Consider the following 13,900-nt stretch of genomic DNA (forward strand, 5'->3'; position numbering starts at 1 on the left):
ACTGCTCGCGTCCACTGTGCATATCCCAACGACCACACACCCCACCCCACAGGCCTGTGGGGGTGGTGGGGTGTTCCGGTGGTCACAGCGGAGGGGAAACGCCCGGACCCATCCCGAACCCGGTAGCTAAGCCCTCCAGCGCCGATGGTACTGCGACCGACAGGTCGTGGGAGAGTAGGACACCGCCGGAACACCCGACCACCCCCACACCGGGGGACACACCCAGCACCACCCAGCACCACCCCCAGAGGGGCGAGACTCCCACCCAGGAGCGCGCCCCTCTTTTCGTCTCTCCAGGTCCGTCGAACGGGCTCTGCTGCTACGGCGACCGGCCCAGGAATGGCGCGGAGTCCGCGACGGTTTGTCCACACCGCATCGCGCCATCCACAGCGCGTCGTCCGACGCTCACACTTCCCGTCGTGTCACCGGGAGGCTTTCCCCGCGGGCCGAGGAATCGCCTCGGCGCGGAGCGAGCGGAGTGCAACGTGAACGAGACGATGGTGACGGTGACGGGCAACGTCGCCGGCGACGTCATCACCAAGCGAGTGGGCGCCAACCAGGAGCACCTCCTCGTGACCTTTCGGGTCGCGAGCTCGGAGCGCCGCTACGACAAGGCGTCCGACACCTGGGTCGACGGCGATCGCTTCACTGCGTCGGTGAACTGCTGGCGGCGGCTCGCCGACGGCGCGCGGCTGCTCGTCAAGGGCGATCCCGTGGTCGTGACGGGGCGTCTGTCGGTGCGCGAGTACGAGGTCGAGGGCGTGCGGCGCTACATGACCGAGATCAGCGCCACGGCGGTCGGTCCCGACCTCGGGCGGTGCACCGCCACCGTCAACCCTTGGCGCAGCGCAGCGGTGGAGGGCACCGAGACCGTCCCCGCCCAGCCGGGCGGGACCGACGGAGGGCGGGCGGCCGACGTCGAGATGACCGGTGGCACCGAGGGTGCTCCCGGGCCGGCAGGCCCGCCCGTGGAGCCCGCGCACCAGCTGGGCGATGGTGAGGTCGGGGCGCCGACGGAGGTCGAGGACGCGGCCGCGGAGGGGGCAACGGTGACCGGCATCGCGGCGGGCGAGCGGCGCCGGACGAGCGCCGGGCGCGCGAGCGCGTGAACCGCCCCGGGGCCGGTGGGCGCCGAGTCGCGGCAACTACCATCGAGGGCGTGGCTGAGTTCATCTACACCATGAAGAAGGTTCGCAAGGCCCATGGTGACAAGGTCATCCTGGACGACGTCACGCTGAGCTTCCTGCCCGGCGCGAAGATCGGTGTCGTCGGGCCCAATGGGGCGGGCAAGTCGAGCGTCCTGAAGATCATGGCCGGACTCGACCAGCCCAACAACGGTGAGGCGTTCGCGGCCCCGGGGGCGACCGTCGGCATCCTGCAGCAGGAGCCGCCGCTCAACGAGGAGAAGACGGTCCTCGGCAACGTGCAGGAGGGCGCCGGCGAGGTCTCCACCAAGCTCGCGCGCTACAACGAGATCGCCGAGCTGATGGCCACCGACTACTCCGACGAGCTCATGGAGGAGATGGGCGCCCTCCAGGAGGACCTCGACAACGCGGACGCCTGGGACCTCGACTCCCAGCTGCAGCAGGCGATGGACGCGTTGCGGTGCCCCCCGGGCGACGAGCCGGTCACGCACCTCTCCGGCGGAGAGCGTCGTCGTGTCGCGCTGTGCAAGCTGCTGATCAGCAAGCCCGACCTGCTGCTGCTCGACGAGCCCACCAACCACCTCGACGCCGAGAGCGTGCAGTGGCTCGAGCAACACCTCGCGAACTACGAGGGTGCGGTCCTCGCCGTCACCCACGACCGGTACTTCCTCGACAACGTGGCGGGCTGGATCCTCGAGCTCGACCGCGGCCGGGCGATCGGCTACGAGGGCAACTACTCGGTGTACCTCGAGAAGAAGGCCGACCGGATCGCGGTCCAGGGGCGCAAGGACTCCAAGCTGCAGAAGCGGCTCAAGGACGAGCTGGCGTGGGTCCGCTCCGGCGCGAAGGCGCGCCAGGCGAAGAGCAAGTCGCGCCTGGCCCGCTACGAGGAGATGGCGGCCGAGGCGGAGAAGACGCGGAAGCTCGACTTCGAGGAGATCCAGATCCCGCCCGGCCCCCGCCTGGGCAACGTGGTGGTCGAGGTGAGCCACCTCGACAAGGGATTCGACGACCGCCTGCTCATCAAGGACCTGTCGTTCTCCCTGCCCCCGAACGGCATCATCGGCGTGATCGGGCCGAACGGCGTCGGCAAGACGACGCTGTTCAAGACGATCGTCGGGCTCGAGAAGCCGGACTCCGGCGAGGTCCGGGTCGGCGACACGGTCAAGCTGTCGTACGTCGACCAGGGCCGCGAGGGCCTGTCCGGCACCGACAACGTCTGGAAGGTCGTCTCCGACGGGCTCGACTTCATCCAGGTCGGCAACGTCGAGATGCCCTCGCGGGCCTACATCTCGGCGTTCGGGTTCAAGGGCCCCGACCAGCAGAAGCCGGTCAACGTGCTCTCCGGCGGTGAGCGCAACCGCCTGAACCTGGCGATGACCCTGAAGCAGGGCGGCAACCTGCTCCTGCTCGACGAGCCGACCAACGACCTCGACGTCGAGACGCTGTCGTCGCTGGAGAACGCGTTGGAGAACTTCCCCGGCTGCGCCGTGGTCGTCTCCCACGACCGCTGGTTCCTCGACCGCGTCTGCACCCACATCCTCGCGTGGGAGGGCACCGACGATCACCCGGCGTCGTGGTTCTGGTTCGAGGGCAACTTCGCCGACTACGAGGAGAACAAGATCCAGCGTCTCGGCCCGGACGCCGCCCGGCCGCACCGGGTGACGCACCGCAAGCTGACCCGGGACTGAGGACCCGGACGCGGTGGACGGGTCGGCGCGGCAGCCCGCTGCCCAGGCGCTCAGTGCGGGAGCGATCCTCGCGGTCGCCGAAGGCCTGCGGTGGACCGATCCGCAGCTGAGCGTCGCGCTGGCCGAGCACGTCGCGCGGTCGGCGGGGGACGACGCCGACGCGCGGGGTGCGGCCGAGCGCTCGGCGGTGCTCGCACTCGGGCAGTCGGACCACGCGGCCGCGGTGATCCTGCGCGCCGTGCCGCTCCTGCACGACGCCGAGCGCGAGGCGCGCGCCACCGATGCGGCGCTGCTGCGCTGCGAGCTGGCCCTCGCCGCGGTGCGCTGCGAAGAGGTCGACGGCGCCGAGGCCCTGCTCGAACCGCTCGCCGCCGGCCGCGTGCTGCCCGAGACGGTGCGTGCGGACGCGCTGGTCGCCTGGGCAGCGGCGCGCGCCGCGCGGGGGGACGTCCCCGGCGTCGACGCGGCCGCCCGGCAGGTCGAGGACCTCCTCGGCGCGCCGACCGACGACGTCCGCCGGCTCACTGTGCAGCGGTCGCGGGCGCACGCGCGCCGCGCGGCCGGCGACGCGACGGACGCCCTCGCCGTGCTCCGCGACGCCACGACCGGCGAGGCGAGCGCCGAGAGCGGCCGGGCGACGGCCATGCTCGTCGCGGAGACGGTCGAGCTGCTCGCCGAACTCGGGCGCGTCGACGAGGCCCGGGAGGCGGGCGCGCCCGTTCTCGCGACGACCCCGCAGGCCACCACGGCGCTCCCGGTCGGCCGGGTGCGCAACACCCTCGCCCGCGTGTCCCTGACGGCCGGGGACCTCGACACCGCTGCACGGCTGGCCCGCGAGGCGGAGTCCGACCTTCTGGCCCACGGTCACGAGGCCCCGGCAGCCGAGGCCGTGGAGGTGCTCGCCGACGTCGCCGCGCGCCGGGGCGAGAGCCGCGAGGCGCTCGACGAGCTGCGGCGCGCGCACGCCCACGCGACCGCGGCGCGCGAGGAGACGACCCGGGCCCGGATCGCCCTGGCCGTCGCCCTCGCGCGGGCCGAGGAGCCGCCGCCGGCGAGCGACGAGCCCGCCCCGGCTCCGGAGGAGCCCGCCGAGGTGCCCCCTGCCGCCGACCCTGATCCGCTGGCCGCCGTCCGTGCCTCGCTGGCCGCCCTGGACGTCCCGGGTGAGGCGAGCGGCCCCTCGCCCGCCGACCTGTTGAGCGCGGCGCTCGCCGCGACGGAGCTCGGCTCGTTCGAGGACCTCACGTCGCCGCAGGGGACGGAGGCCACCGCCGGTAGCGCCGAGGCGCCGCCCGCCGCGCCGGAGCAGGAGCCGGCGCCACGCCGGCGACGGACGCGGTACCGCGACGAGGAGGACCCGGGCGCCGCGCTCGCCGCGGCCCTGGCCGCCGCGCGCCAGGGAGGCATCGGGGCGTTCGCGACGGCCGCGGAGCCGACCCCGAACGGTGACCAGCCCCAGCACGGGGCGCGGGACGACGCGCACCCTGACCCGTGGGGCAGCGCCCGGGACGCCGGCAGCGACGACGGCGCGGCGGAGACCCGCAGCCGGCGTCTCGCCCGGGCCCGCGCCCGGTGGGAGACGAGCGACCCGCTCCTGCCGCCGCGGCGCCCGGAGGCGGCGATCGGCGACGGGACCGCGCCCGACGGGACGGGCGAGCAGGCCGGCGACGACCGACGGGGACGGCCCGACCGCCCCGCCGAGCAGCATCACGCGGCCCACGGCGAGCGGCACCACCGGCACCGGGCCCCGCCGGAGAAGTCCGCCGACGGGGGCGGAGCCGGCGCGCCCGACCACGACCCCGCGGCCGGCGGCCTCCAGGTCGGGCCCGGCGGGCCCAGTCGGTTCGGCGATGTCGGCGGGTCCAGCGGAATCGGCGGGGCTGGCTTGCTCGGCGAGGATCGCGAGGCGGGGCGCAACGGTCACGGCGCGGTGGGCGGCGGGCAGGTCATGCGCGACGCCGCCCGCCCGATCACTCCTCGCGACGACGGCCCCGCGCGCGCCGTCCACGCCGTGGCCACGGGCAACGGGCACGTCCCGGCGGAGCCGACGGGCACGGACACCCGGCGGGACGAGGAGCCGGTGACGGTCGCCGGACGCCGGGGCGACGCGCTGGGTACCGTCCACGGCACCTCGACCGCCGACGACGACGAGTACCGCCGCGAGCTGGCGCTGACGCTGGTCGACCTGCTCAGCGAGTACGAGGACGCCGCGCCGCCGCCCCCCGTGGCCGGGAGAACGGCGGCCACGAGCGCGGGTCCCCGGGCCGACGCGACGCCGCCGGCGCACAGCAGCCGCACCGGGGTGCCGTCGGCTCGGCGGGCGGACGACTCCGGCCCCCGCCTGGCCGACCTGCTCGCCGACGCCATGGACGCCTACCACTCCGCCGACCCCGGCGCGCACGACCGCGGCGCCCGGCGCTGACCGTCGCCACCCGCGGATCGGTGCCGTGACCCCGACGTCCGGACGGCGGCGGACCGCAAGCGGATCGTTATGGTGGCGGACGTGGACGCCCGGAGGAACGGCGACGATCCCCAGGCCGTGCGGGTAGCGGCCCGACGGCTTCGCGGACACGGGGGCGTGGCATGACGACGGGCACGCAGCCGGTCGCCACGCACGCCTCCGTGGACGGGTGGCCCGCCGACCGGGGGCGACTGCGCACGGTGGCCGCGGACCACAGCCCGCCGGACTCGGCGCTGGGTGAGCTCGCGATCGCCTACTTCGACCGCGTCCCCGACGGCGAGCTCGTCGCGGACCCGAAGGACGCGCTCGCCACGGTGCGCGCCCACCGCAGCCTCGCGCGGCTGCGGGTGCCGGGGAAGCCGGTGACGGCGGTGCTCGACACCCCGGGCTCGGCGGGGCGGATCTCGGTGCTCGTCGTCACCGACGACATGCCGTTCCTCATCGACTCGGTGCTCGCCGAGCTCGACCGCACCGGGGCGAGCGTGCACCGCGTCGTGCACCCCGTGGTGGTCGTGCGCCGCGACGTGCGGGGCGAGCTGCTCGACATCCTCCCGCTCGCCGACCCCGCGGCCCCGCCGCCGGGCACGGTCGCGGAGTCGTGGATGAACATCGAGCTCGGCGACCTCCCGGGTTCCGACCCGGCGCGTGACCTGGCCGCCGACCTGCACGCACGGCTCTCGAGCGTGCTCACCGACGTGCGCGAGGTCGTCGAGGACGGCGACCGGATGAACTCCACGGCCCGGGCCCTGGCCGACGAGCTGGACGGCGCGGGCGGGAACGCCGAGACCGCGGACACCGTCGCGCTGCTGCGCTGGTTCGCGCAGGGCAACCTGATCATGCTGGGGTACCGGCGCCAGGAGCTCGTCGACACCCCGGAGGGGCCGGCGCTGCGCGGCGTCCTCGCGACCGGGCTGGGCGTGCTGCGGCGCGACAGTCTGGTCGCCCGCACGCTCACGGCGAGCCCGGACAGCGTCAGCCCGGCCGGCACCGGCGGCGACACGACGTCACGGCGCCTGCTCGTGCTGACCCGCGCGAGCGCGCGCTCGACCGTGCACCGCCCCGAGCACCCCCTCTACGTCGGCGTGAGCATCTTCGACGAGGACGGCCGGCTGGTCGGCGAGCACCGGTTCCTCGGCATCCTGACGGTCGCCGCGCGCCACGCCGACGTGCTCGGCATCCCGGTGGTCTCGCGCCGGGTGCAGGAGGTCGTCGCCGAGGCCGGGCTGCCCGTCGACTCGTGGTCGGGGCAGCGGCTGCTCGAGGTGCTGCAGACCTACCCGCGTGCCGAGCTGCTGTGCACCGACCGCGCGTCGCTGGAGGCGACGGCCACCGGCGTGCTCGACCTCGCCGAGCGCCGCCGGGTCCGGCTGTTCCTGCGCCGCGACCCGTTCGGTCGCTACTTCTCCTGCATGATCTATCTGCCGCGCGACCGGTACACCACCGCGGCGCGCCTGCGGATGCAGGACGTCCTGATGCAGGAGCTGCGCGGGACCGACCTCGAGCACACGGCGCGGGTCACCGAGGACCAGCTCGCGCTGCTGCACGTCACGGTGCACACCGGGCGCGAGGACCCGGTGACCCCCGACCTCGACACGCTCACCGACGACCTGGCCGAGGCCGCCCGCACGTGGTCGGACCGCCTGCGCGAGGCGGCCAGCGGCGAGGAGCGGGCGGTCATCGCGGCGATCGGGGAGCCGTTCGCCGAGGCCTACAAGGAGGACTTCGGGCCGGAGCGCGGGCTCCTGGACCTGCGGGTGCTCGAGGGCCTGACCCCGGGCGACACCCACGGCGGGGACGGCATGGACCGCGACACCGCCGTCCGGCTCTACCGCCCCACCCACCCCGAGGCCGGCGACCGGCGCCTCAAGCTCTACCTCGCGGGGCGGCGCGCGACGTTGTCGTCGGTGCTGCCGGCGCTGCAGTCGCTGGGCGTGGTCGTCGTCGACGAGCGGCCCTACGGCGTGACCCGCGGCGACGGCGTCGCGTGCTGGATCAACGACTTCGGCCTGCGGCTCAGTGCGACCGAGGGCGCCGAGGCGGTGCCGCCGGGCACCGAGCACGACTTCACCGAGCGGTTCGCCGAGGCGTTCGACGCCGTGTGGAGCGGGCTGGCCGGCGCCGACGGGTACAACGCGCTCGTCGTGCACGCGGGACTGACCTGGCGCCAGGCCGCGGTGCTGCGGGCGTTCTCGCGCTACCTGCGCCAGATCGGCAACGCCTACGGGCAGAGCTACATCACCGACGTCGTGTGCGCGCACCGCGACGTCGCGGTCGGGCTCGTCGAGCTGTTCGAGGCCCGCTTCGACCCCGCCCTCGACGAGGACGAGCGGGAGCACCGGGTTGCCGAGGTCGATGGCCGCCTCACGACGGCGATCGCCGAGGTGACGAGCCTCGATGCGGACCGGATCCTGCGCTCGCTGCTCGGGGTGGTCCGCGCGGTGCTGCGCACCAACTACTTCCGCCGTGACGAGCACGGCGCGCCGCGGCGATTCCTCGCGCTCAAGCTCGACCCCGCGCAGGTGCCGGGGGTCCCGGAGCCGGCACCCGCGATCGAGACCTTCGTCTACTCGGCCCGCGTCGAGGGCGTCCACCTGCGCTTCGGCGACATCGCGCGCGGCGGTCTGCGCTGGTCGGACCGCCTGCAGGACTACCGCACCGAGATCCTCGGGCTGGTGAAGGCGCAGGCCGTGAAGAACGCGGTGATCGTCCCGGTGGGCGCCAAGGGCGGGTTCGTCGTGAAGCACCCGCCGGCCCCGACCGGCGACGCCGCCGCCGACCGCGACGCCACCCGCGCCGAGGGCGTCACCTGCTACCGGATGTTCATCTCCGGGCTCCTCGACCTCGTCGACAACCGGGCCGGGCACGCCGCCCAGTCGGCGATCCGCACCCCGGCGGACGTCGTGCGCTACGACGGCGACGACCCCTACCTCGTCGTCGCGGCAGACAAGGGCACGGCGACGTTCTCCGACATCGCCAACGGGGTCGCGTTCGACTACGGGTTCTGGCTGGGCGACGCGTTCGCCTCCGGCGGCTCGGTGGGCTACGACCACAAGGCCATGGGCATCACCGCCCGCGGCGCGTGGGAGTCGGTGCGCCGCCACTTCCGCGAGCTCGGGCGCGACGTCGCGAGCGACGAGGTCACCGTCGTCGGCGTCGGCGACATGTCCGGCGACGTCTTCGGCAACGGGATGCTGCTCTCCGAGCACCTCAGGATCGTCGCCGCGTTCGACCACCGGCACGTCTTCCTCGACCCCGACCCGGACCCGGCGGTCTCGTTCGCCGAGCGCAGCCGCCTGTTCGGGCTGCCGCGCTCGTCGTGGGCGGACTACGACGAGTCGCTGATCAGCGAGGGCGGCGGGGTGTTCCCCAGGACGATGAAGGCGATCCCGGTGTCGCCGCGCGCCGCGGAGGTGCTCGGGATCGAGGCGGGCGAGCTCGACCCGCCGTCGCTCGTGCGCGCCGTGCTGCGCGCGCCGGCGGACCTGCTGTGGAACGGCGGCATTGGCACCTACGTCAAGGCGTCGACCGAGACCCACGCCGACGTCGGGGACAAGAGCAACGACGCCGTGCGTGTCGACGGCGACGAGCTGCGCGTGGCGGTGGTGGGCGAGGGCGGCAACCTGGGCCTGACCCAGCGGGGGCGCATCGAGTACGCGCGCCGCGGCGGCAAGGTCAACACCGACGCGATCGACAACAGCGCGGGCGTCGACTGCTCCGACCACGAGGTCAACATCAAGATCCTGCTGGACTCGCTGGTCGAGCGCGGGGAGCTGGCGCCGACCGAGCGCGACGAGCAGATCGCCGCCACCACCGACGAGGTCGCCGACCTCGTGCTCGTCGACAACGTCAGCCAGAACGAGGTCCTGGGGGTGTCGCGGGCGCACGCGGCGCCGATGGCCCACGTGCAGGAGTCGCTGGTCGACGACCTCGAGGCGCGCGGCCGGCTCGACCGCGAGCTCGACGTCCTGCCCAGCACCGAGGAGTTCGCGGCCCGGCAGGCGGCGGGGGAGGGCCTGTCGAGCCCGGAGCTCTCGACGCTCATGGCGCACGTCAAGCTCGACCTCACCGACGCCCTCGCGGCGTCCGAGGTGCCCGACCTCGAGGTGTTCACGCGACGCCTGCCGTCCTACTTCCCGGCGGTGTTCGCCGAGCGCTACCCGGAGGCGGTGGCGGCGCACCCGCTGCGCCGCCAGATCGTCACGACCATGCTGTCGAACGCCGTGGTCGACGGCGGTGGGCTGACGTACGTGCACCGCCTCGGCCAGGAGGTGGCGGCGACGCCGGGCGACGCGGTGCGCGCGTACCACGTCGCCACCACGGTGTTCGGGCTCGACGTGCTCGCCGACGACATCGCGGCGGGGGACCGGACGCTGGCCACCCTCGTCGCCGACCGGCTCACCCTCGCCTCGCGCCGGCAGCTCGACCGCGCCGCGCGCTGGTTCCTCACGCACCGCCCGCAGCCGCTGGCGATCGGCGCCGAGGTCGCGCGCTTCTCGCCGTGGGTGGCGCAGCTGGCCCCGCGGGTGCCGGAGCTGCTGCGGGGCCGTGAGGCCGAGGGCCTCGCCGAGCACACGCAGGCGTTCGTGGACGAGGGCGCGCCGGTCGACCTCGCCCGGCGCGCCGTCGGCGGCCTCTACGCCTTCGGCCTGCTCGACGTCGTCGAGATCGCCGAGTTCGCCGAGCGGGAGCGGGGCGGGCTGCGCGCGGACGACGGCGAGGTCACCGACGACGAGATGTTCGCGGTCGCCGAGCTGTACTACGCGCTCTCCGAGCACCTCGGCTTCGACGCCCTCCTGACCGCGGTCGCGGGGCTCGAGCGCTCCGACCGCTGGCACGCGCTCGCGCGGCTCTCCCTGCGCGACGAGCTCTACTCGTCCCTGCGCGCCATCACGCTCGACGTGCTCGCCGACACCGGGTTCGACGAGTCGGCGGACGAGAAGATCGAGCACTGGGAGCAGGCGAACGCGTCGCGGCTGATGCGGGCGCGCTCCGCGCTCGCCGAGATCGCGAGGGTCGGTCGCGCGGACCTCGCGACGGTCTCGGTCGCCGCCCGCCAGATCCGCAGCATGGTCCGCTGACCCCACACCCTCCGGAGGCACACGCGTGGCGCCCTACGTCAACGACGTCGCGGTGCGCTGGTCCGACCAGGACGCCTACGGGCACGTCAACCACGCGCGCGTGGTGACGCTGCTCGAGGACGCCCGGACCGGCCTGCTCTTCGACGCCGCGGCCCGGGCGGGCGTCGCGGCCTTCGAGGCCGGCCTGCTCGTCGCCTCGCTCGAGGTCGCCTACAAGCGGCCGATCGCGTGGAGCCCCGCCGGGGTGCGCGTGCTGATGACCGCCGAGGACGTGCGGGCCGCGTCGTTCCGCGTCGCCTACCGGCTGCTGCTGCCGGACGGCGACGGCGACGGGTCCTTCGACGAGGCGAAGCCGGCGGTCACCGCCACCACCCAGCTCGTGCCCTACGACCTCGCCACCGAGCGGCCGCGGCGTCTCACCGGCGAGGAGCGGGAGTTCCTCGCGGGCTACACCGCGTGAGCCTCGTCGTCCCCGCGGCGGCCGACCGCGCCGCGCTCGCCGACGTCGTCGCCCGCGTGGTGCGCCTCGACCCGGCCGCGGTGGTGCGGCTGCGCGCGGGCGGGGACACGGTCACGCTGTGGGCGGGCACCCCGTTCGCGGTGCTCGTGACCACCGCGGCGCCCGGGCACGTCGATCCCGCCGACGTCACGGTGATGGGGTCCGACCTGCTCGCGGCGCTGTCGGTCGTCGACGCCCCCGAGGTGGACCCGGGCCGGGCGGTGGACGACCGCTGGCGCGGCGACCTGCCGGGCGAGGTGGGCTGGGACGTGGTGGGGGAGATCCCGGCGGCGGAGATCGACGACGTCGTCGCGCGCGCCGACCCGGCGGGGCTCGACGCGACGGCGTGGGAGGGCGGCGGCGTGCGCGTGCCCGCGCGCTGCGTCGTCGCGGTGGCCGGGATGGGCCGGCCGGAGGGCGGCGCGCCGGTGCCCGTAGCGCTCTCGGGCGACGGGGCGTGGATGCGCCTGGACCTCGGCGGCGCGGCGGTCGTCCGCCACCGCCGCCCGGCCCTCACCGTCCTTGTGTGAGCGAACTCCGGGGCTATGGCCCCGAACTTCGCTCACGTATCAGCCGAGGTGGGCGCGCAGGAAGTCGCGGGTGGCGCTCCAGGCCTTGAGGGCCTGCTCGGGGTCGTAGGTGCCCAGGTGGTTCTCCTCGTTGAAGAACGCGTGTCCCGAGGGATAGATCCGGAAGTCCGGGATGACGCCGGACTCCGCCTCGATCCGCTCGGCGAGCTCCTCGACGGCCTCCGGCGGGGCCATCTCGTCCTCCTCGCCGAAGTGGCCGAGCAGGGGCGCGGAGAGGGTCGCGAAGCTCGGGTAGTCCTCGCCCAGCACGCCGTAGAACGGCACCGCGGCACCGATCTTGTCGCCCTGCTGCGCGGCGAGGACCAGCACGAACCCGCCGCCCATGCAGAAACCGACCGCGCCGACCTGGGCTCCCACGACGGCCTCGTGCCCGAGCAGGAAGTCGACGGCGCCGGCGAGGTCGGTGGCCGCCTGATCGACGGGCAGCTCCTGCATGAGCCGGCCAGCCTCGTCGGCGTCGTGGGTGGTGGTGCCGCCGTAGAGGTCGGGCGCGAGGGCCACGAACCCCTCGGCCGCGAGGCGGTGGGCGACGTCGGCGATGTGGGCGGTGAGGCCCCACCACTCCTGGATGACGATGACGCCCGGTCCCGACCCCGATTCGGGCAGCGCCAGGTAGCCGTGGGCGGTGCGCCCGCCGGAGGGGAACGAGACGTTCTGCAGCGGGTTGTCGGGCACCGTCACCAGGCCTTGTTCATCATGCTCGTCGCGGCCATCTCGAAGTACTCCCACATCTGCCGGCGCCGCTCCTCGGGCAGGTCGGCCTCGTCGACGGCGACGCGCATGCAGCGCAGCCACGCGTCGCGCTCGAGCGGCCCGATGGGGAACGGGCCGTGCCGCATGCGCAGCCGGGGGTGTCCGCGCTGGTGGGAGTAGGTCTGCGGGCCGCCCCAGTACTGCTCGAGGAACATGAGCAGCCGCTGCTCGGCCGGGCCGAGGTCCTCCTCCGGGTAGAGGGGACGCAGGACCGGGTCGTCGGCGACCTGCTCGTAGAAGCGGTGCACGATCCCCGCGAACGTCTCGTGCCCGCCCACGACCTCGTAGAACGTCTCGGGTCGGCCGGCCTGTGGTGCGCTCACCCCACCACCGTCCCAGATCCGGTGCCGGCGGGTGGCACCAGACCTGCCCACTCACACCGCGGGGGTGCCGGGTCCCGCGACCCCGGGCCGGCCGGCGAACGGGTAGGGCGCGGGCACGCCCGAGGCGTCGAGCTGGGTCTTGATCTCGGCGGCGACGGCACGCTGCACGGCCCACTGCTCGCCGGGGCGGGTCTTGATGGTCAGGCGCATGAGCACGCCCTCGGCGGTGACGGACTGGACGCCGAGCATCTCCGGCGGCGCGATCACCTTGCTCGCGATCTTGGGTTCGGCGCACTCGGCGTTCGCGGCGCGCTCGGCGATCTCGAGGGCATCGTCGACGTCGGCGCTGTGCCCGACGGGGATGTCGACGACGGCCACCGAGTAGCCCTGGCTGGAGTTGCCGACGCGCAGCACCTCGCCGTTGCGGACGTACCAGACGGTCCCGGCGATGTCGCGCAGCGTCGTCACCCGCAGGCCGACGGCCTCCACGGTGCCGGTGGCCTCGCCGAGGTCGACGACGTCGCCGACGCCGTACTGGTCCTCGAGCATCATGAAGATGCCGGACAGGAAGTCGCGGACGAGGTTCTGCGCGCCGAACCCGATCGCGACGCCGACGATGCCCGCCGAGGCGATGATCGGGGCGAGGTTGACCCCGAACTCGCCCAGGATCAGCACGAACGCGACCCCGTAGATCAGGATCGTCGAGAACGACCGCAGGACCGACCCGATCGCCTGGGCGCGCTGCGTGCGCCGCTCGACCATCAGCGGGGCGGCGTCGCGCAGCGTGCGCACGGCGCGGTCGCGCAGCGGGCGCAGCAGCGCCGGGACCCGGCCCTCGCGCGCCCCGCTGGTCAGGCGCCCGATCGCGCGGTGCACCGCGAACCGCAGCACCACCGCGACGACGATGATCAGGAGCACGACGACGAGGTGCGTGATCAGCTGGTCGGCCGAGCGGGAGAGCCAGTCGGTCTGCGTGAGCTCGTAGACGCGCTGGCACAGCGAGCCCTGGTCGGCGGCGCACGCCGGCGGTTGCGAGGGCAGCGACAGGGGCGACGAGAAGTCGAGCGCGGGCCCCGGGGCGGGCGTCGGGGTGGCCGGGGGCGGCGTCGGCGGCGGCACGGTCACGTTCCCCGACGGTAGAGCACGGTCCGGCGGCCCTCCCGACGTCCACCCGACAGCCGGCGACGCCCCGGTGACACGCCGGTGGCGCCCCGATGCGTTCGGTGAGAACACACGTGCGATCGGGCCCGTTGTGTGGTCGACTAGGGCCAACTCGGCGGGAGGTGGTCGTGTGCACGAACGACAACCCGGCAGCGTGACTCCGCTGGTCAGCGAGGTCCCGCCCACCACCGCGCCCCTC

Annotated in this window: 9 protein-coding genes and 1 rRNA gene; 7 read left to right on the forward strand and 3 right to left on the reverse strand. The window is 74.5% G+C overall.

The genetic code is table 11. From position 1 onward, the window contains the following. Positions 1-74 precede the first annotated feature (74 nt). The 7 genes from rrf (at position 75) to PHK61_RS27000 (ending at position 11,404) form a co-directional block, all read left to right on the forward strand. Positions 75-191 (forward strand): 5S ribosomal RNA (rrf, locus tag PHK61_RS26970). A gap of 294 nt (positions 192-485) precedes the next feature. Next, the gene (locus PHK61_RS26975; RefSeq protein WP_274284118.1) at positions 486-1,109 is read left to right on the forward strand and encodes a single-stranded DNA-binding protein; all 624 of its coding nucleotides are present in this window, start codon (positions 486-488) and stop codon (positions 1,107-1,109) included. Positions 1,110-1,159: 50 nt separating this feature from the next. Continuing rightward, entirely contained in the window at positions 1,160-2,836 is a 1,677-nt protein-coding gene (ettA, locus tag PHK61_RS26980; RefSeq protein WP_274284119.1) for an energy-dependent translational throttle protein EttA, read from the forward strand. A gap of 13 nt (positions 2,837-2,849) precedes the next feature. Then, positions 2,850-5,258 (forward strand): hypothetical protein, encoded by a 2,409-nt coding sequence (locus PHK61_RS26985; protein WP_274284120.1) that lies wholly within the window; start codon positions 2,850-2,852, stop codon positions 5,256-5,258. 161 nt (positions 5,259-5,419) lie between these two features. Next, positions 5,420-10,375 (forward strand): NAD-glutamate dehydrogenase, encoded by a 4,956-nt coding sequence (locus PHK61_RS26990; protein ID WP_274284121.1) that lies wholly within the window; start codon positions 5,420-5,422, stop codon positions 10,373-10,375. Positions 10,376-10,400: 25 nt separating this feature from the next. Next, positions 10,401-10,835 carry an acyl-CoA thioesterase gene (locus PHK61_RS26995; protein WP_274284122.1) on the forward strand — a complete coding sequence of 145 codons (435 nt, stop codon included), beginning with the start codon at positions 10,401-10,403 and terminating at the stop codon, positions 10,833-10,835. After that, positions 10,832-11,404 carry a DUF8010 domain-containing protein gene (locus PHK61_RS27000; RefSeq protein WP_274284123.1) on the forward strand — a complete coding sequence of 191 codons (573 nt, stop codon included), beginning with the start codon at positions 10,832-10,834 and terminating at the stop codon, positions 11,402-11,404. The genes PHK61_RS26995 and PHK61_RS27000 overlap by 4 nt, the downstream gene beginning before the upstream one ends. A 39-nt stretch (positions 11,405-11,443) precedes the next feature. Here PHK61_RS27000 and PHK61_RS27005 read toward each other — a convergent pair whose 3' ends face one another. The 3 genes from PHK61_RS27005 to PHK61_RS27015 are packed head-to-tail and all read right to left on the reverse strand — an operon-like array spanning position 11,444 to position 13,587. Beyond that, on the reverse strand, positions 11,444-12,145 hold the full coding sequence (locus PHK61_RS27005; RefSeq protein WP_274284124.1) for a dienelactone hydrolase family protein: 702 nt from the start codon (positions 12,143-12,145) through the stop codon (positions 11,444-11,446). Further along, the gene (locus PHK61_RS27010) at positions 12,142-12,540 is read right to left on the reverse strand and encodes a globin (protein ID WP_274284125.1); all 399 of its coding nucleotides are present in this window, start codon (positions 12,538-12,540) and stop codon (positions 12,142-12,144) included. The genes PHK61_RS27005 and PHK61_RS27010 overlap by 4 nt, the downstream gene beginning before the upstream one ends. A 51-nt stretch (positions 12,541-12,591) precedes the next feature. Next, positions 12,592-13,587 carry a mechanosensitive ion channel family protein gene (locus tag PHK61_RS27015; RefSeq protein ID WP_274284172.1) on the reverse strand — a complete coding sequence of 332 codons (996 nt, stop codon included), beginning with the start codon at positions 13,585-13,587 and terminating at the stop codon, positions 12,592-12,594. Positions 13,588-13,900: the final 313 nt, after the last annotated feature.

It is taken from the genome of Actinomycetospora lutea (genome assembly GCF_028737205.1).
Classification (GTDB): Bacteria; Actinomycetota; Actinomycetes; order Mycobacteriales; family Pseudonocardiaceae; genus Actinomycetospora; species Actinomycetospora lutea.

Bases quoted from the DNA above. Each gene is read 5' to 3' on its own strand.
- PHK61_RS26990 (WP_274284121.1), top strand. From the start codon at position 5,420: ATGACGACGGGCACGCAGCCGGTCGCCACGCACGCCTCCGTGGACGGG.